Genomic DNA, 26,085 nt, shown 5'->3' with positions numbered 1-26,085 from the left:
TGGGCCGATGCTGCGGGACGACCCCGCCCCTGCCCCTGCCGGCGGTGTCTGACGAACCCGGCCGGGGCCGATGCCGTACAGTGGGCGGCCCATGTCCAACCCCGCCCACACTCCTTTCTCTCCCCGCCGGCGCCAGTTGCTGCAGGCCGGCGCCGCCCTGGCCGCGGGGCTCGGCCTGCCCGGCTGCGACAAGCCTGCGCCGGCCGACGTGCTGGGCGGTTACACCGGCATCGACATGGCGCGCGGCCATGCGCTGCGCGACCGGCTGGCCGAGGGCGCGCCCTACACGCCCGATATCGTGCGCCGCACCCAGGTGGTGATCGCGGGTGGCGGGGTGGCCGGGCTGGCGGCCGCACGCGCGCTGCGCCTGGCGGGTGTGGATGATTTCCAGTGCCTGGAGATGGAGGACCAGCCCGGCGGCAACAGCCGCGCCGGCAGCGTGAACGGCATTGCCTGCCCGCTGGGCGCGCATTACCTGCCCGTGCCCGGAGAGCATGCGCGCGAGGTGCAGGACCTGCTGGAGGAGCTGGGCCTGCGCCAGCGCGTGGCCGGCCGCTGGCGGTATGACGAGCGCCACCTGAGCCACAGCCCGCAGGAGCGCCTCTACTTCCAGGGCCACTGGCAGGAGGGCCTGCTGCCCGTCGCCGGGGTGGGGGAGTCCACGCTGGCGCAGTACCGGCGCTTTGCCGAGCAGGTGGCCGCGCTTTCGCGCGGCGTGCGCTTCACCATGCCGGTGCTCAAGAGTTGGGTGCCCAATAAGCCGTTGGCGCCCGCCCATCAAGCGCTGGATGCTATGACTTTCGATGCGTGGCTGGCGCAGCAGGGCCTGGATGACGCCCACCTGCGCTGGTACCTGGACTACTGCTGCCGTGACGATTACGGCGCCGGCACGGCGCGCGTCTCGGCCTGGGCCGGCATCCACTATTTCGCCAGCCGCCACGGCTTTCATGCCCCGGGCCTGGAGGCCGATGCCGGCGATGAGCGCGAAGGCGTGCTCACCTGGCCCGAGGGCAACGGCTGGCTCACCCAGCGCCTGGCCGCGCCGCTGGTGCAGGGCGGTCAGTTGCGCACCGGCGCCAGCGTGCTGCGCATCGCCGAGACGCGCCGCGGCGTGGAGGTGGATGTGTACCTGCACGCCACCGACAGCATCGAGCGCTGGCAGGCGCGCCGCTGCATCGTGGCGCTGCCGGTGTACGTCGCCGCGCGCGTGGTGCAGCCCGCGCCGGACTTCCTTGCCCAGGCCGCGCGCCGCCTGCAATGGGCGCCGTGGCTGGTGGCCAATATCCATGTGAGTGCGCCGCTGGCCGACCGCGAGGGCGCCGCGCCCGCGTGGGACAACGTGCTCTATGCCGACCCCGTGCCCGGCGGCCTGGGTTACGTGCATGCCGGCCACCAGCGCCTGGACCCGCGCGCCGCCGCCAGCGGCCCCACGGTGCTCACCTACTACCAGGCGCTGGGCGACGTGCCGGGCGCCCGCCAGCAGCTGGCAGAGCAACCCTGGACGCACTGGCGCAGCGCCATCCTGGCGGCCCTGTCCGTGCCCCACCCGGACTTGCCCGAGCGCGCCACACGCATGGAGATCACACGCTACGGCCACGCCATGTCCATCCCCGTACCGGGCACGCAGGCTTTTTTGAGCCAAATCGGCCTCTCGCGCTTGTCTGGCAAGCGCTACCAGCTATTCAATGGAGAGCGTGTTCCCGTGCCGCCCACGCCGGGCACGCAGCGCCTGCTGTTCGCGCACGCCGACTGGTCGGGCTACTCGGTGTTCGAAGAAGCCTTCACGCGCGGCCATGCGGCGGGGCTGGCGGTGCGCTGGTAGGCAAAGCACGGAGCGCTGAGCCACGGTTGCTTTGCGCATGCGCGCCTCAGCGGGCGTTCTCTTTGCGGCGGGCGATCCGCCGCAGCCCTTCCAGCCAGACCACGCTCAAGGCCAGCACCCCTGCGCCCGCGCCCCAGGCTGCAAGGCCGGCAGGGGCCAGGCCCATCAGCGCACGCAGAGCGGGAATGCCCAGGAGCGCTGCCAGCAACAGGCCCACGGCCGCCGCCATGGGGACCAGCCAGCGGTTGGCGCGCGGCTGAAGCATCAGCAGCGACCGCGTCGGGTCACGCTGCGCCTGGATGAGCAGCAGCACGCACACCAGCAGTGTGCCCAGCACCACGGCGCGGCCCGGGGCGGCCTCCCAGCCCTGGGCATGCAGCCAGGCTTGCGCCCCCAGCAGCAGCGCGGCCACGCCCAGGCCTTGTGCCAGGGGCCACAGCAGCGCACGCAGGGCAAAGGGCGAGTCCTGCACCGGGCGGGCAGGGCGTTGCATGGTGTCCGCCTGCTCGGGCTCGGCCTCGAAGACGACGGAGCAGGCCGGGTCGATGAGCAGCTCCAGCAGCACGATGTGCACCGGCAGCAGCAGCGCGGGCCAGTGCAGCAGGGTAGGCACCAGCGCTAGCGCGACGATGGGCACGTGCACGGCGAAGACGAAGCGTGTGGCCTTGCGCACGTTGTCGTCAATGCGCCGCCCCTGGCGGATGGCGGCGACGATGTGTGCAAAGCTGTCTTGCAGCAGCACCAGGGCCGCGGCCTCGCGCGCCACATCGGTGCCGCGCTCGCCCATGGCGATGCCCACGTCGGCGGCCTTGAGCGCGGGGGCGTCGTTCACGCCGTCACCGGTCATGGCGAGGCCGCGGTGTATAACCCCAGCGCCGGTCTTTGCGCCATTCCTGATCTATGCAAGTGAGCAGTTCCCCTCCGTTTTTTGAACATCAGCATGAGCGCCTGGAGGCGCAGCTGCACGCCCATCTGCTGGATGTCGTGGGTGCGGATTTCGATAGCGCGCTGCAGCGCTTGCAGCGCTGGCGCGCCGACCTGGCCCAGCACATCGAGATCGAAAATACGCGGCTACTGCCCCATGTGCCGCCGGGTGCCCGCTGGGCCGCGCGGGTGTACCTGGTGGAGCACGACCGTATCGCGCTGCTGGCCGACGAGTACCTGCTGAAGGTGCGGGCAATGGCGCAGCAGCCGCCGCAGGGCGAGCAGGCCCGCCGCGCTGCGGTGCTGGGGCTGCTGGATGCGGCGCATGCGCTGCGGCATGTCCTGGAGCATCACCATGAGCGCGAGCACCAGGCGCTGGCGCATGAATTGCCCGAAAGCCTGCAGGCTGCGGCGTGGAATGGCGTGGAGCCCGGCGGCGCATAAGCGGCCTCGTGGGTTCCAGCTCCTTGCCTCGTCCCGTCAGACCTCCGTCTGCGCCGCGGCCACCCAGCGCAGGCCCCTGCCGCGGCTGAAGTAGTAGTCGCCCTGGGGGCTGATGACGACGGCGCGGCAGGCGGCAGGGTCCGAAAAATACTGCCACCCGTGGGCGCGCTCCTGGGCGCTTGCGTTGTTGGGGATGGCCTGCATGCCCTGGCCTGCGTTGTCGTCGCAGCGCGTGACCATGGCGCGCTCACGCGGGTGGCGGCGGTCCTGGTGGTGGTCGCGGTCCCCGGCAAATGCGGGGGCGCCGAGGGCGGCCACCAGCATTCCGATCGCGGCGAGAGAGAAGGTGGTGCGCATGATGAACTCCTTTGTGCCCGGTGATTGCAGCCGAAAGTGACTGTGCCTGCAGTCTGCGCGGGAGGCGGTGAATCAGTGCTGAACGCTGGATTCACCTGCCGTTCATACCCCGCTCGCCGGTGCGCCCGAGCCGAACCGGCCCAGCCCCAGCGTGATCAGTCCGTTGCCGCGCCTCAGCATCCACAGCGCCTCCAGCCCCATGCGCTGGGCCAGCGCCAGCCCTTCGCCGGGGCCGGCCACCAGCAGTGCGGTGGCCCAGGCGTCGGCGTGCATGCACTGGCGCGCCAACACCGTAACAGAGGCGACCTCGTTGCGCACGGGGGCGCCACGGCGCGTGTCCATGGTGTGCGCCAGCCGTGCGTCGCCTACCTGGAGATAGTGCCGGTAGTCACCCGAGGTCGCCACAGCCAGGTCCTGCAGTTCGACCACGCTGTGCACGGCGCGGCGTTCGGTCTCGGGGCTTTCCACCGCGACGGCCCAGGGTTGGCCATCGGCCTGGCCGCCCACGGCGCGCAGCTCGCCGTCCAGCGCCACCAGGGCGTGCGGTACGCCGTTCTGCCGCAGCACGTCGGCCATGCGGTCCACGGCGTAGCCCTTGGCGATACCGCACAGGTCCAGGTGCACGGGTGCGTGCTTGCGGGCGCGCAGCATGCCGCTGTCCAGCTCCAGCGCCTCGTACGTGGGGATGCGCGCGACAGGTGCCGCGCTGGTGGCTGTGCGGATCGCCTCGGCGTCGGGAGCGTCGCGCACCGCTCCAAAGCCCCAGGCATCGACCAGCGCACCCGCGGCCGGGTCGAAGGCGCACGCACTCAGGCGGCAGACGTCCAGCGCGCAGACCAATACTTCCAGGATTTCAGCGGGCAGCGTGACCCAGGCCCCCACGGGGGCGTGGTTCAAGCGGTTGAGATCGCTGCCCGGCAGCCAGGGCGACATCTGCGCATCCACGAGTTGCACGGCGGCGGCCAGCGCGGTTTGCAGCGCCTGCACATCGGTGTCCGGCGCCGCATCGCAGGTAACCGACCAGCGCGTGCCCATGGTGGGGCCATGCAGCGCCAGCCGCCGCGGGTCAGAACAGGTCTTCGGCATAGCGTCCCTGCTCTTTCAGTTGCGCCAGGCTCTGGCCCTGCGGGCCCAGCAGCGCATCCAGCACCTGTGCCACGCCCTGGGCCATGGCGCGGCTGCCGCACACACGCACGAGGGCGCCCTGCGCGATCAGTGCAAGCACCTGCGTGGCATCGCGGCGCAAGACTTCCTGCACGTAGCCACCGCCCGGTGTACGGGAGAACGTGGTGTGCAGCCCGGCCAGGCGGCCGTCGGCCTGCCAGGACGGGAGCTCGGTGCCGAAGTAGAAGTCCCGTTCGGGATGGCGCGCGCCGTAGTACAGGTGCATGGGGCGGTGGCGCGTGTTGTCGCGTATGAAGCCTGCCAGTGGCGCCACGCCCGTTCCCGCGCCGATCAGCAGTACCGGCGCGCGGCCCGCGGGCAGCACGAAGCCCGGGTTGGAGCGGATGAACGCCTGCACACTGTCGCCCGCCTGCAGCGCATGCAGGTGGCTGGAACACACGCCGCCGGGCATGCGGCGCACGCAGATTTCCACGAAGCCGTCGCGCGTGCCGCTGGCCAGCGAGTAGTAGCGCGGCACGGCCTGGCCGGGCGCGACGATGCCGATCAGGTCGCCCGCGGCGAAGCGGGGCAGGCCGCGGGCGGGCAGGGCAAAGCGCAGGATGGCCGCGGGTTCGCCCGCGCCGCCCGGAAAGTCCTGCCGCGCGGCGAGCGTCAGTGCCACCGTGCGCGGCAGGCGCGGCTGGTAATCGATCTGCAAGGGCAGACCCAGTGCTTGCGACAAGGCCCGTCCCCAGCGTGCGAACTCCTGCGCGGACTGCTGATGGATGCGCTCCAGCGGCAGCAGCGTGGGCCAGCCCTGCGCGCACAGCGCCTGCTCCAGCGCCTCGGCATACGCGCAGAAGGCGGGAAACTGCCGGTCGCCAAAGCCCAGTACCGTGACTTGCGCTCCCGTGACGGGCTGGCGCGTGATGGCGTCCAGCGCGCGCGCCGCATGGGCCGGCGGCTGGCCGTCGCCATAGGTGGCCGCCAGCACATAGACCTGGCGTGCGGTCGGTGGCACGCGCCAGTGCTCCAGTGCCGTGGTGTGCACGCGCTGGCCTGTGGAGACCAGTGCGGCATGCAGGGCCTGGGCAAAGCCCCAGGTGGTGCCGCCTTCGCTGGCCACGAAGACCAGGCTGTCGGCTTGCGCGAGCGGGCTGTTGTTGGCCATGCGGGGGCGGCTGCGACGGGCCTGCCACCACAACACCACGCCCGTGATCCAGAACAGCGGGATGCTGGCTCCCATGACGCCCAGCACCAGCGCCCAGACCCACGCGCCTTCGCCGGTGTGCAGCAGCAACGCCCAGTCGTGTACGCGCTGCGCCGCCGTGGCGTCCTGCCAGGCCAGGGTCTGGCCGCTGTAGCGGTCTACCCAGCCCTGGCCCTGCGCGGTGGTCACGCGCCAGGTGTCTTGCGGATCGTCGGCCGCCGGCAGATTCAGCTTGCGCAGGTCCTGAACGCGCAGCTCCTGCAGCAGGGGCAATTGGTCGGCGCGCAGGGCGGCCTGGCTGCCCTGTACGGAGGCCACGTCGGGCTCTGCCAGGGCATCCAGCGGCAGCAGGCCGAAGGTGGCGGCGCTCATGACCAGGGCGGCAGCGGCGGACACCGCCAGCACCAACAGGATGACCCGTCCCGCCAGCACGTGCAGGCGCTGCGCCAGCGTGCCGCGCACCGGGCCGGCCAGTTGCCGCCAGCCGCCCATGCGGCGCAGCAGCAGCACCAGCCCCGAGACCGAGAGCACCAGCATGGCGAGCGCCACCACGGCCGCGGTCATGCGCCCGGCGTCGCCCAGCAGCAGGGAGCGGTGCAGGTTCTTCACCCAGCGTGGCAGCAGTGAGGGCTCATAGCCCCCAGCACGCGGCCGTCCACAGGGTCCACACGCAGGGCCTGGGCCTGGCCGTTGTCAAAGGCATGCACCACGATGCCGCCGGAGGGCAGGTGGCGGATTTCCTCCGCGCCGGGCACGCTGGTCTGTACGCGCTGCACCAGGGTTGCCACGGGCAGGTCCTGCGCCGGGGAAGCCGCCTGCCACGCGTTGCGCAGCGGGTCGAGGGCCAACAGCGTGCCCGTAATGCCCAGCACCAGCGCGAGCGTGCCGGCCACCAGGCCCAACCAGCGGTGGATCTGCCGCCAAACCATGGATGCCCCTCGCTTATTTCAGTTGGTAGGTGAATGACTGGATGTACTGCTTGCCTGCCTGCGGCTTGCCTGCCTGGGCGGTGGACAGGGGCACGCGGATCTCCGACGGGCTGTCGCGCATGTCCTCGGCGGCAGCGTCGATGCGGATCTCGTAGCCCGCGTCGAGCAGCGCGTCGGCCAGGTCGGCCGTCACCTTGAGCGTGCGGCCCGCGCCCACGCTGGCGCCGGTCACGCCCTGCAGGCGCTTGCCGTCCTTGGCGGACAGGCGGTTCCAGTCGGCCAAGTGCTTGTAGTACTTGGCCTTGCCGCCGGCCACCCACAGCGTGCCCGCGTAGGCGCCCTTGGCGTCGGTGAGGTAGACGGCGAGGTAGGCGCCGTCGCCTCCGTAGTTCTTGAGGGTGGTCGAGAGCGTGACCTCGCGGCTGTGTGCCAAGGCGGGCAGGGTCAGCGCGCAGGCGGCGGCCACGGTGGTCAGCAGGGGTTTGGTGCTGGACATGGAGGTTCTCCGGTAAGAGCGTGTGGATGATTCAAAGGGTCATTCGATCTGGCTGCGTGGCGTGGTGCCGGGCGTCAGTACGGGGTTTTGGGCCGGCGCCGTCAGGGGTGCCGCAGTGTCCTGGGCGGGAGCCGCATCGCGGGACGGGGTGCGATCGCGCTCGCGCCGGCGTTCGCGCTCAGGTTCATGGCTGCCATCGCGCAGTTTCATCTTCACCACGCGCAGCGTCTGGGGGTCCAGCTTGGCCTTGAAGGCACGGCCCTGGGCGTCGCGGCCGCGCACTTCGTAGCAGCCGTCATCGATCTTGAGGCGCTGCACCTGCCAGCCCTGGGCGGCCGCGTGCCGCATCACGGCGTCGCGTGACTGCCAGTGCTGCACGGGGGCCTCGCAGTCATCGTCCGCCAGCGCAGGGGCTGCTGCCAGGGCCAGGCACAGGGCCAGCAACGGGGTCGGGTGTTTCATGGAAAGCTCCTTTCGGTGGATCAACGCATGGCAAAGGACTCGCGGTGCACGCGCCACGGGCGGGGGCCGCTGGCGTGCGCGTGCAGCGCATCGCCCAGACCCTGCGGACCGCAGAACCAGATGTCCAGCGGGCCGGGGGTGGCCTCCAGGTCCTGGGGCCTGAGGCGCTGGCCCTGGGCGTCGCCGTGCACCGTGAGCGTGACCGGTGGTTGGGCCTGCGCGCACAGCGTGCGCAGGCGCGGCAGCAGCGGATCGGTGGCGGCGTCGCGGGTGCAGTAGTGCATCTGCACCGGCTGCAGTTTGGAGGGCCCTGGCGTGGCGCCCGGCTGCCGGGCTTCCAGCAGCGCCAGGAAAGGCGTGATGCCGACGCCACCCGCCACCCACACCTGTTGGCGGCGGTGGCGGCCCCGGCCGTCGAAGCAGCCGTAGGGGCCTTCGATGTCCACGCGCTGCCCGGCCTGCAGGCGTCGGCCCAGGGTGCGGGTGTAGTCGCCCAGTGGCTTGATGACCAGACGCAGCAATGGCTCGCCTTGCGCACTGGTGCCCAGGCTGCCCGGTGCGCTGGCGATGGTGAAGGGGTGCGCGCCTTCCGACGCATCAAAGCGCACGAAGGCGAACTGCCCCGCGCGGTGGCCCGGCCAGCTTGCCGGCAGGGCGCAGATCACCTCAATGGGCGCCGCCGCGCCGCCATCGCCCAGCGTGCGCACCGCATGGATGTGGCCGGCGTGGCTGCGTGCGCGGCCGATCCAGCCGGCCAGCGACCACACGGCGGCCAGGCTGCCCAGCGCCAGCAACGTGCCCATCAGCAGGCCCAGCGGGAGCGTCCAGAAGGTCAGCGGCATCAGCGCCACGGTATGCAGCGTGAGCGCCAGAAACACCAGCGGCATGGCGCGGTGCAGGAAGCGCCACGGCTTGTAGGCCAGCAGCCGGGTCAGCAGCGTGATGGCCACCATGGCCAGCAGCAGGTAAAAAGCCATCTCGCCCAGGTCCTTGGCAAAGCCCCGGGCGTCGGTGAGCCTGGGCAGAACGGCGTCGCGTGCCGGCCGGCCGGCGCGGCCCCACAGGCCCTTGATCCAGTCGCTGGATGCATCGGCGCCCCAGTGCAGGATGGCCGTCAGCGCCGCACCGATGCCGGCCCACTTGTGCAGGCGGTAGACCTGGTCCATGCCGCCCAGCGGGCGCTCCAGCCAGGGCAGGCGCAGCGCCAGCACCATGGCCAGTGCCATCAGGCCGATGCTCCACAGACCCGAGAGATACAGCGCCTGTTGGCGCAGCTGCCACCAGCCAGTGGCTGCCCCCTGTGCATCCACAAGGGGGGACACGCCCAGCTCGGGCGGCAGTACCGCGAGCCAGGCCAGGGTGATGGCCAGCAGCCAGCCTCCCAGGACGATCTTGATGCGCATGGCGTTTCCTTCTTGTGCGTTGAGCAAGTGGCCCGCCACGGGTGTGTGGCGAGCGGCTTGGCAACGATTCTGGAAAAGCCACGATGAACTCGTGCTGAAGGCCGCGTTCATGCGACATTCATCGACGTGCACGTATAAAAAACGCCCATGAACGCCTTGCGCCGCCCCTTCGTCCTGATGGCCCTTGCGGTGGCCGCCGCCACCGCGGGCACTGCCGCGCAGGCCGCCGAGCGCGGCCATGGCGACCATGACCTGGCGCGCCAGGCGCTGGAGCGCGGCCAGGTGCTGCCGCTGCGTACCGTGCTCGAGAAGGTCGAGCGCGAGTACCAGGGCCAGGTGCTCAAGGTGGAGTTCGAGCATGATGACGGTCGCTTCCTCTACGAGATCCGCCTGCTGCAGCAGGACGGCCGCATGGCCAAGCTGAAGATCGACGCGGTCGATGGACGTGTGCTGCAGATCAAACGCAAGGAACATTGATGCGCATCCTCGTCGTGGAAGATGAACCTACGCTGCGGGACCAACTGGTGCAGGCGATCGCCGCGGCGGGCCACACGGTGGAAGCCGCCAGCGACGGCGCGCAGGCCCACTACCTGGGCGAGGTGGAAGACTTTGACGCCGTGGTGCTGGACCTGGGCCTGCCCGTGCTGGACGGCCTGTCGGTGCTGCGCCGCTGGCGCGCCGCGGGGCGCAACATGCCGGTGCTGATCCTTACCGCGCGCGCCGCCTGGCATGAGAAGGTGGCGGGCATGGACGCGGGCGCAGACGATTACCTCGCCAAGCCCTTTCACATGGAGGAGCTGCTCGCGCGCCTGCGTGCGCTGCTGCGCCGTCTGGGGGAGCACGCCAGCGCGCAGTGGCAGTGCGGCCCGATCTGGCTGGACACGCGCCAGGCGCGCGTGCTGGTGGACGGCCAGCCGCTCACGCTCACCAGCCACGAGTTCAAACTGCTGTCGCTGCTGATGCAGCGCAAGGGGCAGGTGCTGTCGCGCACCGAGTTGTCCGAGCACATCTACCCGCACGACAGTGATCGTGACTCCAACACCATCGAGGTCTTCGTGGGCCGCCTGCGCAAGAAGCTGCCGCCGGGCAGCATCGAGACCGTGCGCGGCCTGGGCTACCGGCTGGCCGAGGCCGGCGCCACGGCATGAGGGTGGGCGGCTCTCTGCGCCTGCGCCTGCTGGCGGGCACGCTGGCGTGGATGCTGCTCAGCATCGCGCTCGCGGGCTGGGCGCTGCGCACCTTGTTCCAAGACCACATCACCCAGCAGCTACAGGCGCAACTGGTGGTGCAGCTCGACCAGCTCAGTGCCTCGGTGGAATGGACCCCGCAGGGCGGCACGGCCGTGGCGCCGCTGGCCGGTGATGCGCGGCTGGCGCAGCCGCTGTCGGGCCTGTATTGGCAGGTGGACCAGGTGGGCGCGGCGCCGCAGGCCGCCGTGGCGCGCTCGCGCTCGCTGTGGGACCAGGTGCTGGCGCTGCCGCCCGTGCCGGGCGACTACCCTGCGCGCGGCTACCGCGTGCTGCAGCTGCACGATGCGCAGGGCCATGCGCTGCTGTCCGTGGCGCGCACTCTGCAGCTGCCCGAGGACGACGCTCCGCCGCTGCGCCTGGTCGTGGCGGGCGACACGGCCCTGCTGGCCGAGCCGCTGCAGCGTTTCACCCACCTGCTGCTGATCGCACTGGGCTTGCTGGCGCTGGGCCTGGCCATCGCCGTGGTGGTGCAGTTGCAGCTGGCACTGCGCCCGCTGCAACTGCTGCGCGAGCAGCTGGCCACCGTGCGCGGCGGGCGCGCCGCGCGGCTGGAAGGGTGCTTCCCGCAGGAGCTGCAGCCGCTGGTCAATGAGTTCAACCATGTGCTGGCCGAGAACGCCGACATGGTGCAGCGCGCGCGCACCCAGGCGGGCAACCTGGCGCATGCGGTGCACACGCCGCTGTCCATCCTGGCGAATGCCGCGGCACAAGAGAGCACGCCGCTGGCGCAGCTGGTGACCGAGCAGGTGGCCAGCGCGCGCCGCCAGGTGGACTACCACCTCGCCCGCGCCCGTGCCGCCGCCGCCGTGCGCGCCACGGGGCTGCGCACGCCGGTGCTGGCGCCGCTGCAGGCCCTGCTGCGCACCATGCAGCGCCTGCATGCCGACCGGCAGTTGGCGTTCGAGCTGGCGCCAAAGGCGCAGGATGGCGCCTTTCGCGGCGAGGAGCAGGATCTGTACGAACTGCTGGGCAACCTCATCGACAACGCCGGCAAGTGGGCGCGCACGCGCGTGGTGGTGGATGTGCGGCGCGAGGGCGATCTGCTGTGCTTCACCGTGGACGACGACGGCCCCGGCATTCCCGAAGCGCTGCGCGACCGCATGTTCGAGCGCGGCGTGCAGTTGGACGAGCAGCGCCCCGGCTCGGGCCTGGGGCTGGACATCGTGCGCGCGCTGGCGCAGACCTATGGCGGCAGCGTGCAGGCGCAGGCCTCGCCGCTGGGCGGGGCGCGGCTGCGCCTGTGCCTGCCGGCGGCGGACTGAAGCACCGCTTCCTAGGGCCTGTTCACACTATTTTTGCCAGATGCGTTGCAATCCAAAGCGCCAGGCGCTAGGCGCCAAACGAGGCTGGGGTGCGGCCCCAGCGAGGCTTGGCAACGACGCGGATGGCGCTTTGGGTTGCAACCCGAAGGGAAGGCCATGGAAACGGCGCCCCTCGTTGTTGCGTTTCTAGCCAAGGCCCCGGCCTTGGCGTCGTCACGCGCCTAGATGGGCGCCGTTTCCATGGTCTTCGCACTGGCAAAAATAGTGTGAACAGGCCCTACTGGCCATGCCAATGAAATCCGGCGCAATGCCCTGCTATAACTCCCCCCTTATCGAGCACAGAGGGGACGGAGCAAATGACCAACGAACAACAACAGCTTCAAACGCTGCTGCTCAACCTGCTGCCAGCAGACCACACCACCGTGGGCAATATCACGCTGCTGGAGCAGTTTCTGGCCGCCGCCCAGGCCGCCGGGCACCAGCCCCTCCCCACGGAAGCAGACTTCAAAACCGCACGCGAAGCGCTGGTGGCTGCCGGCCTGGCCGTCAAAGGCAAAGGGCGCGGCGGCGCCACCGCCCGGGCCACCGGCGCGCAACGGCCAGACTTTGCGCTCGATGCCCCTACCGCACCCGCCCCTGCAGCCGCCGACAAGCAGCCCAAAGCACCCAAAGCCAAACCCAGCCTCAAGCAGCCTGACAACGGCGACACCCAGGTGCTGGCCTACCGCCACCCCGACCGGCGCAAGAACAATCCCGAAGTGGGCCTGGTGAACGCCGAAAGCGACCCCGAGCAACCCAAAACCCGCTGGGCCTACGACCCGCACCTAGACCCTGCGCTGCAATTTGACAGCGCCCGCGCCCAGGCCGACGCGCTGATTGCCGATGCCTTGGCCGGTAACGACCCCGCCGCCATGCGCCATGCGTTGCAAACCTTGCAGCGTATGGGTGCGCCCTATTTGCAATGGACGGGCAAGGCCGAGCGCACCAGCTTTGAAGTGGACACCGTGAGCCTGCACGTACACGAGCGCATCGACGCCATGAGCATTCTGAGCAGCGTCGGTAAGCGCCAAAACGCTAGCAATTCAGTAGCTGCTAGCGCAGGGGGGACGGGCGCTAGAGGCCAAAAACACTCAAACTTTTTCCAGCCAGGGCTGTTTGAAGCGCCGTTTGAAAGCGTGCCCCTGCGCGCGGCGCTGGATTTCTACAAGCACGACCGCGGCTGGGCCAACCGGCTGGTGGCGGGTGACAGCCTGCTGGTGATGAACAGCCTGGTTAATAAGGAAGGCATGGCCGGGCAGGTGCAGATGATTTACATCGACCCGCCGTATGGGATTAAGTACGGCAGCAACTTCCAGCCCTTTGTGGGCAAGCGCGACGTGAAAGACCGGGCCGATGCGGATTTAACGCAAGAGCCCGAAATGATCAAAGCCTTCCGCGACACCTGGGAGCTGGGCATTCACTCGTATTTGACCTATTTGCGCGACCGGCTGTTATTGGCGCGCGAGCTATTGAGTGATTCGGGTAGCGTGTTTGTGCAGATTTCGGATGAGAACTTGCACCATGTGCGGGAGTTGATGGATGAGGTTTTTGGCCCGGAAAACTTCCTAGGCCAAATAATCATTCAGAAAACTGGGGGATTTACAAAGAAAACTTTGTCACTGATTGAAGATTATGTTGTTTGGTATGCAAAAGATAAGGAGGCTGTTAAATACCGAGACCTCAGGGAGTTCTCTCCAACGCCAGAGCCAAACGACAAATACTATCGCCGCCTCCTCTTGAAAAATGGTGATTGGCGATGGTTTACAAGCGATGAATCGGAAAACCCTGAAAAAACGCTTGAGATAGGACGAATTTTTAGACACGGGCCAACAAATTCGGATGGTCCATCAAGTAATCCAAAGCCATTCAATTTTCAAGGCCTAGATTACTGGTGTAATCCAAATAGACACTGGACGGTAGATCCTGTCACCGACCTGCCTAGAGTGGCTCGTTCGGGAAATATATTTCAGCTAGGCAACGACGTTGCTTTTAAGCTGTTTTGGGACTTCAATGCGGCAAAACCATTGGGTAATGTTTGGCTTGATACCCAGTCTGGTGGCTTTAATGCTGACAAAGTTTATGTTGTGCAAACAACTACAAAAGTCATCGAGCGCTGCATGCTAATGACCACCGACCCCGGCGATCTGGTTCTGGACCCCACCTGCGGTTCCGGCACCACGGCCTACGTCGCCGAGAAATGGGGCCGCCGCTGGATCACCTGCGATACCTCGCGCGTGGCCATCACGTTGGCCAAGCAGCGCCTGATGACCGCCAGTTTTGATTACTTCGCCCTGCGCTACCCGCATGAGGGGCTGCGCGGCGGTTTTATCTACAAAACCGTGCCCCACGTCACGCTCAAAAGCATTGCCAACAATGCCGAGATCGATGCGATTTACGAGCGTATGCACCCAGCCATTGCGTCGGCACTGGAGCAGCTGAATGCCCTGCTCAAGGATGCCGCGCAGGACTTTGGTATTCCCTGGTTCACGCCGACTGAAGGTGCCCGCAAAGGGCAGAAGCTGGATTTCCACGCGGGTGACGCCTTGCTGGAATGGGAGGTGCCCTTTGATTTACCGAAGGACTGGTTGCCAGAGCATCTCCGAGATTGGCAAGAGCTTGCACAGGTGGGGCAAGAGCGTGCGTTGACGGGAGTGGAGCAAGCGTTCGAGGCCTTTCACACCGCGCGCCAAAAAATGCAGGCCGAGATGGACCGCAGCATTGCCGCCAACGCTGAAAGCGAAACCCTGTACGACCAACCCGAGCGTGACAAGACCAAGCTGCGCGTGTGCGGCCCGTTCACGGTGGAAGCCGTGCCCTTCCCCACCGTGCTATCACTAGAGGAGCTGCCGGCGCAAGCGGGGCAAGCGCAAGCGGCCGATTTGGCCGATATGAGCCTGGCGCGCAGCGGCCACACCAGCCGCCAGCACACCTGGCGCGATGAGTTGCTGAAAACCGGCATCCGCGGCAAGGGTGGGCAGATGCTGCGCTTTGCCGAACTGGAGGTGTTGCCCGGCACCACCAGCGTGCACGCCAGCGGCAGCCTGGACACCGGCGAGCGCGTGGTGGTGAGCTTTGGCCCCGAGCACGGCGCGCTGGAGCAGCGCCAGGTGGAGCGCGCGTTGAACGAGGCGGGCGAACTGTTCCCCCGCCCCAAGATGATCGTGTTCTGCGCCTTCGCCTTCGACCCCGAGGCGGCCAAGGACATCGACGCGCTCAAAGGCATCACCGCACTGAAGGCGCAGATGAACACCGACCTGCTGACCGAAGACCTGAAAAAAGCCCGCAGCAGCAACCAGAGCTTCTGGCTCATGGGCCAGCCCGATGTGCTGCTGACGCAACTGCCCGATGGCCTGTGGCAGGTGGAGGTGAACGGCTTTGACTATTTCGACACGGCCAAGGGCGAACTGGTGTCGGGCGGCAAGGGCAAGATTGCCGCGTGGCAGCTCGATACCGACTACGACGGGCGCAGCCTGTTCCCGCACCAGGTGTTCTTCCCGATGGCGGGCAAGGACGAGGGCTGGATGAAGCTGAAAAAGGACATCCGCGCCGAGCTGGATACAGAGTTGCTGCAAGCCTTCACCGGCACCGTGTCGCTGCCGTTTGCTGCCGGTGACAACCGCACGGTGGCCGTGAAAATTGTGGACGACCGGGGCATTGAGTCGCTGAAGGTGATGCGGCTGGATGCTTCGGCAACCCAGGCATAAGGAGAGCGCAGTGCTGATTTCAAGACTCCAACTGCAAAACTGGCGCAACTTCAAAAAAATCGAGGTGGATTTGCGCGACCGGGTGTTCGTGATTGGGCCGAACGCCTCGGGCAAGTCCAACCTGCTGGATGTGTTCCGGTTTTTGCGCGATGTGGCCAAACCCAAGGGTGGGGGGCTGCAGCGCGCCGTGGAAATGCGCGGCGGCATGACCAAGGTGCGCTGCCTGCTGGCGCGCAGCAACCCGGAGGTGCTGATCGAGGTCGATCTGGCAGAAAAAATAGATACCCCGGCCATCTGGCGCTACTGCCTGGCCTTTCGCAGCGAGGGCAAAGGCAAGCAGCGGGTGGTGGTAAGCAAGGAGCGGGTGGAAGACTTGCGCACGGGCGCCGTGCTGCTCGACCGGCCCCACAACCCGGAAGACCAGGCAGACCGTGAGCGTTTGACGGAAACCAGCCTGGAGCAGGTCAACGCGAACAAGGATTTTCGGGACATTGCGCAGTTTTTTGGCGCACTGACTTATCTGCATCTGGTGCCGCAATTGCTCAAACATGCGGAGCTGGGCGCCAGCGTCTTGCTGGAAGGTGACCCTTTTGGCCAGTCGTTTCTGGAGCGCATTGCCAAAACCCCGGACCGCACCCGCGATGCACGTCTGAAAAAAATCGAATCGGCCCTGCGGGCCTGTGTGCCCAATATGCGCGACCTGAAATTCAGCCGCGACAACGCCACGGGCACGCCCCACCTGGAAGCGCTCTACGAGCATTGGCGGCCCGATGCGGGCTGGCAGCGTGAAGACCAGTTCTCTGATGGCACGCTGCGCCTGCTGGGCATCATGTGGAGCCTGCTCGATGGCGACTCTTTGCTGCTGCTGGAGGAGCCGGAGTTGTCGCTGAACGAGTCGATTGTTCGGCAGATTCCGCCCTTGCTGTGGCAGATGCAGCGCCGGGCAAAGCACCGCCGCCAGGTGTTTGTGACCACCCACAGCGAGGCCCTGCTGGAGCACAGCAGCGTGGACCCGCGCGATGTGCTGCGGCTGGAGCCTTCGGCCGAAGGCACACGCGTTGTGCCTGCCACAGCCCAGGAGCTGGAGTTGGTTGCGGCGGGCTACAACGTGGCCGAGGCCATGGTTCGCAAGGCCCCGCCAAGCCAGATTGAACAGCTTTCCATTTTTTAGCCATGGCCCAACCGCTGGACATCGCCCTGGTGGTGGAAGACGTTTTGAGCCTGGTCCTGATGGAGAAGGTGCTTGCGCATACCGGGCGCGGCTATACGGTGCTGCGGCCTCTGGTGGCGCGCGGGGTGGGCAATATGCGCAAATCGGTGTCCAAGTACCTGAACGCCAGCCGCGCTTTGCCCCACGTCGTCCTGGTGGATCTGGATCAGACGCCGTGCGCCCCGCAGTTGCGCGAACAGTGGGGGGTTGCCACTTTGCCTCGGTCCATGCTGTTTCGGGTGGCAGTGCGTGAGGCAGAGGCTTGGGTGCTGGCCGATCAGGAGGGGTTTGCAAGCTTTGCGGGCATACCGGTCAACAAAATTTCTCCTGCGCCCGAGTCCTTGGCCGACCCCAAGCAAGAACTGATCAATCTGGTACGGCGCAGCCGCAACAAACGGCTGGTAGCAGAACTGGTGCCAGCGCAAGGCAGTGCGGTTTCGATTGGGCCGCTGTACAACGAGCGCATGCGCCAATTTGTCCATGAGCGCTGGAATGTGGACGCCGCCATGGCGCACGCCCCCAGCCTGGCGCGCACTTTTGATCGCCTGCAAACCTTTTTGAAGTGAAGCGCCTTGACCTCACCCACCTCCCTCATCATCAACTCAGCCTTCACCGAGCCGCAGCAGCACTGGGCCGAGAACCCCGACCGCACACTGAGGCGCGAGCCAGTGCGCCGCCCGGCGGGCTACGAGATCATCGACACGCGCGAGAACACGCGGCGGCAGGTGGCCATCCCGCTGGTGGACACCATCCGCGACCGGGTGCGCCAGTGGCGCGCCGATGGCTGGCCGGGCACCACGGCGGTGACGCTGGCGCTGCTGCAGCACTGGTGGGATGCAGACAAGGTGTCGCGTCGCCAGTACCCGTTCTACTTTTGCCAGCTCGAAGCCATAGAAACGCTGATCTGGCACCTGGAGGCGCTGCCTGAATATCGGCAGGGCATCTTCATCGAGGGCGACGGCGGCGCGTTTGAACGGTTGTGCAACAAGATGGCCACGGGCAGCGGCAAGACTACGGTGATGGCTATGGTCATCACCTGGCAGGTGCTGAACGCGTTGACCTACCCCAAGTCGCCGCGCAAGTATTCCAGCGCCATTTTTCTGGTGGCGCCGGGCCTGACGGTGAAGTCGCGCCTACAGGTGTTGATGCCGGGGCACGAGCAGAACTACTACGACCAGTTTGAGCTGTGCCCTTCCGAGGCGCTGCGGCAAAAGCTCAACCGGGCCAGCATCCTGATCGAAAACTGGCACACCCTGATGCCACTGAAAGAGCAAGAGCGCTCGGTGGTGAAAAAGGGCAAAGAGAGCGACGAGGCTTACACCCGCCGCGTGCTGGGCCCGCTGGCCAACGCCAAGAACCTGGTGGTCATCAACGACGAGGCGCACCATGCCTACCGCAAGCCCGCCGACATCAAGGTGAGCAAGGCCGAGGCCGAGGCGCTGGGCATTGACCTGGACGAGGCCACCCGCTGGGTGGAGGGGCTGGACCGCATCCACAAAACCCGGCGCATTGCGCGCTGCTACGACCTGTCGGCCACGCCCTTTGCGCCCACGGGGCGCAGCAACACCGAGGCGGGCCTGTTCAGCTGGGTGGTGTCGGACTTTGGCCTGAACGATGCCATCGAGGCCGGGCTGGTGAAAACGCCGCGCGTGGTGGTGCGTGACGATGCTCTGCCCAATGCGCAAACGCTGCGCCCCAAGCTCTACCACCTGTACCGCGAGCCCGATGTGGCCGAAGACCTGAACCGCAAGGCCGAAGCCCACGAACCCCTGCCCGCGCTGGTGCAGCAGGCCTACACGCTGCTGGGGGCCGACTGGCGTGCCACGGCGGCCGACTGGGCGGCGCAGGGGCACCTCTCGCCCCCAGTGATGCTGACGGTATGCAACCGCACCGAAACCGCAGCACGGGTGGAGCACTATTTCACCAAGGGCCATGCGCAGTGGGCCGAGCTGCACGATGCCCAGCGCACGCTGCGGGTGGATTCCAAAGTGCTGGAAAAAGCCGAAGTGGGCGAAGCGGCCAGCGCCGACAAAGACTATGACGCGCGCCTGCGCAGCATCGTGCAGGCCGCGCGGATTGAGCCGCAGAGCAAAGAGCGTTGGCTGGCCAGCAGCACCAAAAAAGAAGAAGTGCTGCGCGAGCTGGTGGACACGGTGGGCAAACCTGGCCAGCTGGGGCAAGACCTGCAGAACGTGGTGTCGGTGGCCATGCTGTCGGAGGGCTGGGACGCCAAGACGGTGACGCACATCATGGGGCTACGCGCCTTCACCAGTCAGCTGCTGTGTGAGCAGGTGATTGGCCGGGGCCTGCGCCGCGTGGCCTACGACATCGACCCCACCACGGGCCTGTATGCGCCGGAATTTGTGAACGTGTTTGGCGTGCCGCTGTCGGTGGCTATGCCACCCGGTGGTGATGGGCCCCCGCCGCCACCGCCCAAGCCCAGCGTGCAAATCAAGGCCCTGCCCGAGCGGCAAGTGCATGAGATCAAATGGCCCAACATCCTGCGGGTGGACCAGGTGGTGCGTCCACAGCTGGTCGTGGAGTGGAGCAAGGTGCCGACGCTGACGATTGACCCGGCCAAAGTGGCACTGCACGCGGACATTGCCCCCGCGCTGGGCGGCGCAGCCGACTGGAGCCAGATCACCACCATCGACCTGGAGAAACTGCCCGAGGAGTTTCGGCTACAGCGACTGGTGTTCAAGGCGGCGCAGAAGGCATTTGAGCAGTTGCAAGACCAGTTCAAAGGGCAACGGGAATACTTGCTGTTTCAGTTGGTGCGGCTGGTGGAGACGTTTCTGGCGTCGGGCAAGATCGACATTCCGTCGCTGTTTCATCAAGACCCGCTGCGCCAGCGGATTTTGTTCTCCATGCACATGGATGCCATCGTGCAGCATCTGATGGCCTATGTGATCGAGCAAAACACCTTGCGGCTGGAGGCAGTGTTTGATGGCGAGCGTCCGGTGGGCAGCACGCGCGACATGCGCACCTGGTACACCACGCGCGTAGCCGAGCCCACGCAGCGCAGCCAGATCAGTCACATCGTGGTGGACAGTGGCTGGGAAAAATACGCTGCCAATGTGGCCGAAACGCACCCGGATGTGGCCGCCTGGGTAAAGAACGACCACCTGGGTTTTCACATCCTGTATTTGTGGAACGGCACCAAGCGCAAGTACATCCCTGACTTCTTGGTGCGATTCACATCAGGCAAGACCCTGGTGCTGGAGATCAAGGGCGAAGACTCACCCCAAGACCAAGCTAAACGACAGGCACTGGATCAATGGGTGCAGGCAGTGAATGCGCAAGGCGGCCTGGGCAGTTGGGCGTGGGATGTGGTGGCAGGTAGCGCAGCAGGGTTGCAAGATGTCCTTGCGAAGCACGCTGCGAAGTGATGAATTCGCATCTTCCCCCTGACCGAGCTTTACGCGTCAAAGGGGCCATGCGCAGGCCAGTAGCGGCTGGCAGAATCCCGTCTCTTTCTCCTCGCGGGGCAGGTTGCACTGCCCAAGGAAATCCACGTTTATGTTCACAGGCATCGTCCAAGCCACGGCCACCATCGCCGCCATCGACGACCGCGCCGGCCTGCGCACCTTCACCCTCGAATTCCCCGCTGGCTTCTGCCAGGACCTCGCCATCGGCGCCAGCGTGGCGACGGACGGCGTGTGCCTCACGGTGACCGAGATCCTCTCGCCCACGCGCGCCACGTTCGACGTGATGCTGCAAAGCCTGAACATCACCACGCTGGGCAGCTACGCCGTGGGCGACCGCGTGAACGTGGAGCGCGCCGCCAAGGAGGGCGCTGAGATCGGCGGCCACCCCCTGTCGGGCCACATCGACTTCACCGGGCAGCTGGTGCAGCGGCGCGAACTGGACAACAACCTGGTGTGGCGCGTGGCCGTGCCCGATGCGTTTCGGCGCTACGTGTTCGCCAAGGGCTACATCGCCCTCCACGGCGCCAGCCTCACCGTGGCCGAGGTGGACCGCGCCGAGGGCTGGTTCGAGGTCTGGCTGATCCCCGAGACGCGCCGCGCCACCGTGTTCGAGGACGTGCAGGTGGGTGACCGCCTGAACATCGAGATCGAGCGCAGCACCCAGGTGGTGGTGGACACCGTGCGCGAGGCCGTGCAGGAAAGCCTGGGCCGCCTGGCGCCGGTGCTGGAGGGGCTGCTGAAAGAGAAGGGCCTGTCGCTGGACGACTACCTTCCGCACCCGTCCAGGGCCCTGCCGCCGCAGCGATGACCGGCGCGCCGCGCGCCCTCACGACGGCTGACCTGCCCGCGTTGCTGGCGGTGCAGCGCGCCTGCTACGGCGACGCCTACGTCGAAAGCGCCGAGGTGTTTGCCCGCCGCCTGGCCAGCCCCGTGAACTGCTCGCTGGTGCTGGAGCATGAGGGGCGCGTGGCCGCCTACCTGGCGGCCTACCACTCGCTGCTGGGCAAGGTCACGCCGCTGCACGGCGACTTCGATGCCGTGCCGGCGCCCGATACGCTGTATCTGCACGACATGGCGGTGCTGCCCGCCTGCGCCGGCCGGGGCCTGGCGCGTGCGTTGCTCACGCGGCTGCTGCCGCGGGCCCGCGCGGCGGGGCTGCGCCACACGGCGCTGGTGTCGGTGCAGGGCTCGCAAGCCTACTGGGCGCGCCAGGGCTATGCCGCGCACTTGGTGCAGGACGCCGCGCAGCAGCGCCACCTGGACAGCTACGGCGCTGGCGCGGTGTACATGGCGCAGGCACTGTAAAAACGATAGCTGTTAGCGCTTGCCATCAAAGGATTTCAGAATGTTTTGTGCCTGAAAGCCCCATGCAGCAAGCGCGACCAGCTATCTTTTTAATTGCCTCCGAAGCCTAGAACTGCAGGTCCGCGCGCAGCCATAGCGTGCGGCCGGGTTCGTTGATGCGCACGCCGCCCGGGTAGCCGAAGCCGGCGTTGCCCGCCAGGTTCGGGTGCTCGGCGTAGTTCTTGTCCAGCAGGTTGTCCACCCCTGCGGCAAGCTTCAGCTGCGCGTTGATGCGGTAGCCCGCGTGCAGCGACAGCACGCCGAAGCCGGCGCTTGCGCCCAGGTCGCGGCCCACCACGTTGCCCTGGCCGTTGGCATGGCGGTGCTGCGCGGCCACCAGGCGCCACAAGCCGCCACAAGCCGCCGGCGCTCCACGGGCCCTGGGCGTATTCCAGGCCCAGGCGCGCCTCCAGCGGCGGCATCTGCGGCAGCGGGCGGCCTTCACTGGTGTTGCGGCCCCAGCTGTAGGCCAGCGTGCCCTGTGCCGTCCACGCCGTGCCCAGGCGCTGGCTGGCGCCCAGCTCCAGCCCGGCGGTGCGCGCGTCGACGTTGCGCACGGCCGATTTCATGCCGGTGTAGTCGAACAGGATGTAGTCGCGCACCACGCCCACATAGGCCGAGGTCCACAGCTGCCAGTCCGCGCCCTTCCACTGCGCGCCCATGTCCAGCTGCGTGGTCTTCTCGGGGCGCAGCGTGGCGAAGGCGTTGCCGGCGCTGGCCGCGCTGTTGCCGGGGGAGATCAGCTCCCAGTAGTCCGGAAAGCGCTGCACGTGCCCCAGGCCCGCGTAGACCAGCGCGCCCTGCGGCGCCAGCGTGCGTTCCCAGCGCACGAAGCCGCTGGGCATGGCCGAGCGCGTGCGGTGGTCCGCGCCGGCCGCCGGGGCCATGCCGCCCATGCCGCTCGGGCAGGGTAGCGCCAGGCTTCGGCGCGGTCCAGGCGCAGGCCGCCCACCCAGCGCGTGTCGGCCTGGGCCTGCCATGACAGCTCGGCAAATGCGCCCAGGTTCTCGAACTTGGCGTCGCGCATCCAGGGCTTGCTGTCGTAGGGCACGCTGGGCGTGCCGCTGCGCTTGTCGTGCGGGCTGCGCTGCGCGTCCAGACCCGTCTCCAGCTGCCAGTCGGGCTGCCACTGCAGCGTGGCGGCCACGTCGCGCAGCGTGTGCTCGGGGGCCGCGGCCGCGTTGTTCACGGCGTCGTTCGCGGCCAGGGCCGGGCCTGCCAGCAGCAGCGCGCAGGCCAGCGCGCAGGGGGTGAGGTGCGAGGACAGGGGCGCGCACCGCAAGGCAGGCGCGCGGAAGGAATATGCAGTCATGAGAAATCCACGCCCGGCGCTGCTCGGCCGCGGGGGCGGCAGATCAGCGCGCAGGCAAACAACGGAAGGCGCCAGCCCCATGGGCCGGCGGGTGGTTGCAGTCAGGCGTGGGTGGAAGGCGGGCCGCGCGGGGGCAGCGGCGCCTGGGCGCGCCAGGCCGCCACGGCCGGCGCGCGGCTGCGCTGTGCGGGGTGCACGCGCGGGGCGGGCGGGCGCAGGGCGGCCAGCGTCAGCGCCGGCGGTGTGGCCAGGGCAATGCACAGCAGGCAGCCGGGGTCGGCATGGTGGCTGTCGTGCGCAGCCGGGTCGGCGTGCGGCGCGGGGTCACCCGCAGGTGCGGCGAAGCAGACGTCCAGGTGCGCCAGGTCGACTGCCGGCAGCGCCTGGCGCACCTGCACGTTGGCCCACAGCGCCACCAGCCACGCACACACGAACACCGCGAGGACCGCGGAGCCCAGGCGTCGGTGGTGGCGAATGCGCTGCAGCATGGGGTGGGGATTATCCCGAGCGCTGCGCGTTCGGGGCGCGCCGGAACTTGACCCAGCGCAAGCCGTCAGAAAGTGTCTACATGCGCTGGTGATAATCGCGGCTATGCCAAACCGCTGGAAACCCAACGTCACCGTGGCCGCCATCGTCGAGCGCGAGGGCCGCTTTCTGTTCGTCGAGGAAGACACGGCCGACGGGCTGCGGCTGAACAACCCCGCGGGCCACCTGGACCCGGGAGAGTCGCCCATCCAGGCCTGCGTGCGCGAGGTGCTGGAGGAGACGGCCTACGACTTCGAGCCCACGGCGCTGGTGGGCGTGTACCTGAACCGCTTCACGCGCACGCGCACGGGGGACGACATCACCTACCTGCGCTTTGCGTTTGCGGGCAATGTGGGCGCGCACCACGCCTGGCGGTCGCTGGACGACGGCATCCTGCGCGCCGTGTGGCTCACCCCCGAGGAGCTGCGCAGCTGCAGCGCGCGCCACCGCAGCCCGCTGGTGCTGCAGTGCGTCGAGGATTACCTGGCCGGCCGGCGCGCGCCGCTGGACTTGATCCACACCGACGCCAGCGTGCTGCGGACGCCGGGCTGAGGATCAGGGCGCTGGGCTTGGCTCGCAGCGCCAGCCAAGCCAGCAGACGCCGTGGCGCGGGCTTGGCACGGTCACTGGCCGTCGCCCCTCCTTTTCGCAAAGCGCGAGCAGGGGGATGCGGCGCAGCTGCTCATGGGGAGATCACTGCGCGGTGATCTTGCGCTCGCGCACGATGGCGCCCCACTGGTCGTATTCCTTCTTCATGAAGCTGGCGAGCTCGGCGCGCGTGGTGGGGTGGGGCGACAGGCCGTGCTTGTTCAGGGCCTCCTTCACGCCGGCGTCGTTGAGCGCCTTCACGATCTCCTTGTTCCAGCGCTCCAGCAGCGGCGCGGGCGTCTTGCCCGAGGCCACGAAGGCGTACCAGTTCAGCGCCTGAAAGCCCGGGAAGCCCGACTCCGCCACCGTGGGGATGTTCGGCAGGTAGGCCGGGCGCGTCAGGCCCGTGGTGGCCAGCGGGATCAGCTTGCCCGCTTCCACGTGCGGCATGGCGGTGGGCGGCGCGGCGAAGTAGCTGGTCACGCGCTCGCCCAGCAGGTCCTGCAGCGCGGGGGCGCCGCCCTTGTAGGGCACGTGGACCATGTCGATGCCGGCGCGCTGGTTGAACAGCTCGCCCGCCAGGTGCGAGGCCGAGCCCGCGCCGGTGGAGGCATAGTCCACACTGCCGGGCTTGGCCTTGGACAGTTGCACGAACTCGGCCAGCGTCTTCGCGCCCGCGCCCTTGTGCACCACCAGCACGTTGGGGAAGTACACCCCGCCCGAGATCGGCGCCAGGTCCTTGAACGGGTCGTAGGGCAGCTTCATGAGGTGCGGCGCGATGGTCAGCGGACCCACCGAGCCGAACAGCAGCACCGTGCCATCCGATGCGCCCGCGGCCACCTGCTGGTGGGCGATGTTGCCGCCCGCGCCGCCCTTGTTCTCCACCACCACGGACTGGCCGATGTTCTCGGCCAGCTTCTTGGCGATCAGGCGGGCCGCCGCGTCGGCTGCGCCCCCGGGCGCAAAGCCCACGACCAGCGTGACCGGCTTGGCCGGCGGAAAGTCCTGCGCCAGTGCCGGGCCGGCCCAGGCGATGGAGGTGAGGGCCACGGCGGCGGCCTGGATCAGGGTGCGTTTTTTCATGGCGAGGCTCCTTTAGTCGTTGTAAGTCAAATGGTGCTCTAGTGTGGTGTCTCAAAAGTAATCATCAAATAATGGTACTCGCTGCCCGCGCCACAGATGCCAAGATGGTGTCCGCACTTTTATGCCACACGAACGGCTTGGGATCCTCGTTGTGACGATCAATGTATTCCCGTATGGATTGCTCCAGCTGAGCAACGCTGGTGTGGGCGCTGCGCTTGATCCACTGCTCGCTGATCTGGCTAAAGAAACGCTCGACCAGATTGAGCCAGGACGCTGAGGTGGGCGTGAAGTGAACGTGGTAGCGAGGATGGGCTGCTAGCCAGGCCCGCACTGCCTGCGTCTTGTGCGTGCCGTAGTTGTCCATGATCAGGTGGATGTCTTGTTCGCCAGGCACCGCTGCATCGATGGCTTTGAGGAACTGCAGGAATTCCACACTGCGGTGACGGCGCTTGAGCTGTCCTATGACTTTGCCAGTGGCCACATCCAGCGCTGCAAACAGCGACGTTGTGCCATGGCGCTTGTAATCGTGCGTGCGCGTGCTGGGTTTGCCAAACGTCAGTGGTAACCCTGGTTGGGTGCGATCCAGAGCCTGGATCTGGCTCTTCTCGTCCACGCACAGCACCAAGGCGCGATCGGGTGGTGCCATATACAGCCCCACCACATCCCGTACCTTGTCCACGAAATGGGGATCCGTCGATAGCTTGAAGGTTTCTTGCAGGTGCGGCTTCAGCCCAAAGGCATGCCAGATGCGCTGCACCGTCGCGGGCGATACGCCAGCGTGCCGACTCATCTGGCGCACGCTCCAGTGCGTGGCGTTGTCAGGCTTGCTCTGGCGAACCTTGTCCACAATGAGCTGAACCTGCTCGTCGCCCACACTGCGCGGGCGGCCAGCGCGCGGGGCATCGGTCAAACCCGCCAGACGATACGCCCGGTAGCGCCGCCGCCACTTGGAGACAGTTTGCACCGTCGTGCCCAAGCGTTGGGCAATCATGGTGCCCGACTCCCCATCTGCGCAGCCCAGCACGATTCGCATGCGCAGCTTCTCGTCCTCGGGCGCTTTGCGTACGCGCAGTCGCGCATGCAGCTCTGCGCGCTCGGCATCGGTGATCTGCAGCTTCGTGGCGGGGCGTCCAGGGTGGGCCATCAGCGTAGTCTCCTATAAGGAAGCTGATTCGACCAACACCGGTCA

Annotated in this window: 23 protein-coding genes and 2 pseudogenes; 12 read left to right on the top strand and 13 right to left on the bottom strand. The window is 67.6% G+C overall.

Features of this window, described 5'->3' with window-relative positions; all coding sequences use genetic code 11:
- Positions 1 to 91: 91 nt before the first annotated feature.
- Positions 92 to 1,822, top strand: coding sequence for an FAD-dependent oxidoreductase (locus tag HND92_RS18605; RefSeq protein WP_253940075.1), 1,731 nt, complete (start codon positions 92 to 94; stop codon positions 1,820 to 1,822).
- 46 nt (positions 1,823 to 1,868) lie between these two features.
- On the opposite strand, the gene HND92_RS18600 is transcribed toward HND92_RS18605, so the two are convergent.
- Positions 1,869 to 2,669: a cation-translocating P-type ATPase gene (locus HND92_RS18600; protein ID WP_305793033.1), complete on the bottom strand. Its 801-nt coding sequence runs from the start codon at positions 2,667 to 2,669 to the stop codon at positions 1,869 to 1,871.
- A gap of 53 nt (positions 2,670 to 2,722) precedes the next feature.
- Here HND92_RS18600 and HND92_RS18595 point away from each other — a divergent pair, with 53 nt between their 5' ends.
- Positions 2,723 to 3,190 (top strand): hypothetical protein, encoded by a 468-nt coding sequence (locus HND92_RS18595; RefSeq protein WP_123675469.1) that lies wholly within the window; start codon positions 2,723 to 2,725, stop codon positions 3,188 to 3,190.
- 36 nt (positions 3,191 to 3,226) lie between these two features.
- On the opposite strand, the gene HND92_RS18590 is transcribed toward HND92_RS18595, so the two are convergent.
- The 6 genes and pseudogenes from HND92_RS18590 to HND92_RS18565 form a co-directional block, all read right to left on the bottom strand.
- Complete coding sequence (locus HND92_RS18590) at positions 3,227 to 3,547, bottom strand: hypothetical protein (RefSeq protein WP_172209019.1); 321 nt, start codon at positions 3,545 to 3,547, stop codon at positions 3,227 to 3,229.
- Between the two features lie 102 nt (positions 3,548 to 3,649).
- Complete coding sequence (locus HND92_RS18585) at positions 3,650 to 4,633, bottom strand: FAD:protein FMN transferase (RefSeq protein ID WP_172209017.1); 984 nt, start codon at positions 4,631 to 4,633, stop codon at positions 3,650 to 3,652.
- Positions 4,614 to 6,790 (bottom strand): annotated as a pseudogene (locus HND92_RS18580) (PepSY domain-containing protein). Before HND92_RS18580 ends, HND92_RS18585 begins: the two are co-directional and overlap by 20 nt.
- 13 nt (positions 6,791 to 6,803) lie before the next feature.
- Entirely contained in the window at positions 6,804 to 7,286 is a 483-nt protein-coding gene (locus HND92_RS18575; RefSeq protein ID WP_047349248.1) for a DUF2271 domain-containing protein, read from the bottom strand.
- Positions 7,287 to 7,325: 39 nt separating this feature from the next.
- Positions 7,326 to 7,748, bottom strand: a complete 423-nt coding sequence (locus HND92_RS18570) for a PepSY domain-containing protein (protein WP_172209015.1) — start codon at positions 7,746 to 7,748, stop codon at positions 7,326 to 7,328.
- 20 nt (positions 7,749 to 7,768) lie between these two features.
- Entirely contained in the window at positions 7,769 to 9,151 is a 1,383-nt protein-coding gene (locus HND92_RS18565) for a ferric reductase-like transmembrane domain-containing protein (protein WP_172209013.1), read from the bottom strand.
- Positions 9,152 to 9,298: 147 nt separating this feature from the next.
- On the opposite strand from HND92_RS18565, the gene HND92_RS18560 reads away from it, so the two are divergent.
- The 9 genes from HND92_RS18560 to HND92_RS18520 all read left to right on the top strand — a co-directional run bounded on the left by HND92_RS18560 (position 9,299) and on the right by HND92_RS18520 (position 21,349).
- Positions 9,299 to 9,628, top strand: a complete 330-nt coding sequence (locus HND92_RS18560) for a PepSY domain-containing protein (RefSeq protein WP_172209003.1) — start codon at positions 9,299 to 9,301, stop codon at positions 9,626 to 9,628.
- Positions 9,628 to 10,299, top strand: coding sequence for a response regulator transcription factor (locus HND92_RS18555; RefSeq protein WP_011807163.1), 672 nt, complete (start codon positions 9,628 to 9,630; stop codon positions 10,297 to 10,299). The genes HND92_RS18560 and HND92_RS18555 overlap by 1 nt, the downstream gene beginning before the upstream one ends.
- A complete protein-coding gene (locus HND92_RS18550; RefSeq protein ID WP_172209001.1) occupies positions 10,296 to 11,663 on the top strand; it encodes a sensor histidine kinase in 1,368 nt (455 codons plus the stop codon). The genes HND92_RS18555 and HND92_RS18550 overlap by 4 nt, the downstream gene beginning before the upstream one ends.
- A gap of 356 nt (positions 11,664 to 12,019) precedes the next feature.
- Entirely contained in the window at positions 12,020 to 15,406 is a 3,387-nt protein-coding gene (locus tag HND92_RS18545; RefSeq protein ID WP_172208999.1) for a site-specific DNA-methyltransferase, read from the top strand.
- A 10-nt stretch (positions 15,407 to 15,416) separates the two neighbouring features.
- Positions 15,417 to 16,577 carry an AAA family ATPase gene (locus HND92_RS18540; RefSeq protein ID WP_041836131.1) on the top strand — a complete coding sequence of 387 codons (1,161 nt, stop codon included), beginning with the start codon at positions 15,417 to 15,419 and terminating at the stop codon, positions 16,575 to 16,577.
- A 2-nt stretch (positions 16,578 to 16,579) separates the two neighbouring features.
- A complete protein-coding gene (locus HND92_RS18535; RefSeq protein ID WP_011807159.1) occupies positions 16,580 to 17,182 on the top strand; it encodes a DUF4276 family protein in 603 nt (200 codons plus the stop codon).
- A 6-nt stretch (positions 17,183 to 17,188) separates the two neighbouring features.
- Positions 17,189 to 20,005: a BPTD_3080 family restriction endonuclease gene (locus HND92_RS18530; protein ID WP_011807158.1), complete on the top strand. Its 2,817-nt coding sequence runs from the start codon at positions 17,189 to 17,191 to the stop codon at positions 20,003 to 20,005.
- Positions 20,006 to 20,135: 130 nt separating this feature from the next.
- A complete protein-coding gene (locus HND92_RS18525) occupies positions 20,136 to 20,852 on the top strand; it encodes a riboflavin synthase (RefSeq protein WP_011807157.1) in 717 nt (238 codons plus the stop codon).
- A complete protein-coding gene (locus HND92_RS18520) occupies positions 20,849 to 21,349 on the top strand; it encodes a GNAT family N-acetyltransferase (RefSeq protein WP_172208997.1) in 501 nt (166 codons plus the stop codon). Before HND92_RS18525 ends, HND92_RS18520 begins: the two co-directional genes overlap by 4 nt.
- Before the next feature lie 106 nt (positions 21,350 to 21,455).
- Here the strand turns inward: HND92_RS18520 and HND92_RS19470 are convergent, their stop codons facing one another.
- The 4 genes and pseudogenes from HND92_RS19470 to HND92_RS18510 all read right to left on the bottom strand — a co-directional run bounded on the left by HND92_RS19470 (position 21,456) and on the right by HND92_RS18510 (position 23,188).
- Complete coding sequence (locus tag HND92_RS19470) at positions 21,456 to 21,737, bottom strand: TonB-dependent receptor (protein WP_253940074.1); 282 nt, start codon at positions 21,735 to 21,737, stop codon at positions 21,456 to 21,458.
- 40 nt (positions 21,738 to 21,777) lie between these two features.
- Positions 21,778 to 22,233, bottom strand: a pseudogene (locus HND92_RS19465) (TonB-dependent receptor domain-containing protein); the annotation flags it as partial.
- Positions 22,128 to 22,700 (bottom strand): hypothetical protein, encoded by a 573-nt coding sequence (locus HND92_RS19460; protein WP_253940073.1) that lies wholly within the window; start codon positions 22,698 to 22,700, stop codon positions 22,128 to 22,130. The pseudogene HND92_RS19465 and the gene HND92_RS19460, both read right to left, overlap by 106 nt.
- 101 nt (positions 22,701 to 22,801) lie before the next feature.
- Positions 22,802 to 23,188 (bottom strand): hypothetical protein, encoded by a 387-nt coding sequence (locus HND92_RS18510; protein WP_172208995.1) that lies wholly within the window; start codon positions 23,186 to 23,188, stop codon positions 22,802 to 22,804.
- 103 nt (positions 23,189 to 23,291) lie between these two features.
- Between HND92_RS18510 and HND92_RS18505 the strand changes: the two genes are divergently transcribed.
- Positions 23,292 to 23,777 carry an NUDIX hydrolase gene (locus HND92_RS18505; RefSeq protein WP_047349257.1) on the top strand — a complete coding sequence of 162 codons (486 nt, stop codon included), beginning with the start codon at positions 23,292 to 23,294 and terminating at the stop codon, positions 23,775 to 23,777.
- 141 nt (positions 23,778 to 23,918) lie between these two features.
- Here HND92_RS18505 and HND92_RS18500 read toward each other — a convergent pair whose 3' ends face one another.
- Positions 23,919 to 24,896, bottom strand: coding sequence for a tripartite tricarboxylate transporter substrate binding protein (locus HND92_RS18500; protein WP_172208993.1), 978 nt, complete (start codon positions 24,894 to 24,896; stop codon positions 23,919 to 23,921).
- Between the two features lie 64 nt (positions 24,897 to 24,960).
- Positions 24,961 to 26,040 (bottom strand): IS630 family transposase, encoded by a 1,080-nt coding sequence (locus tag HND92_RS18495; protein WP_005801445.1) that lies wholly within the window; start codon positions 26,038 to 26,040, stop codon positions 24,961 to 24,963.
- Between the last annotated feature and the right edge of the window lie 45 nt (positions 26,041 to 26,085).

The sequence above is a fragment of the Diaphorobacter sp. JS3050 genome (assembly GCF_013154915.1).
Lineage (GTDB): Bacteria > Pseudomonadota > Gammaproteobacteria > Burkholderiales > Burkholderiaceae_C > Diaphorobacter > Diaphorobacter nitroreducens.
The sequence above is the reverse complement of the archived record's forward strand: the minus strand, read 5'-3'. Positions and strand labels throughout refer to the sequence as shown.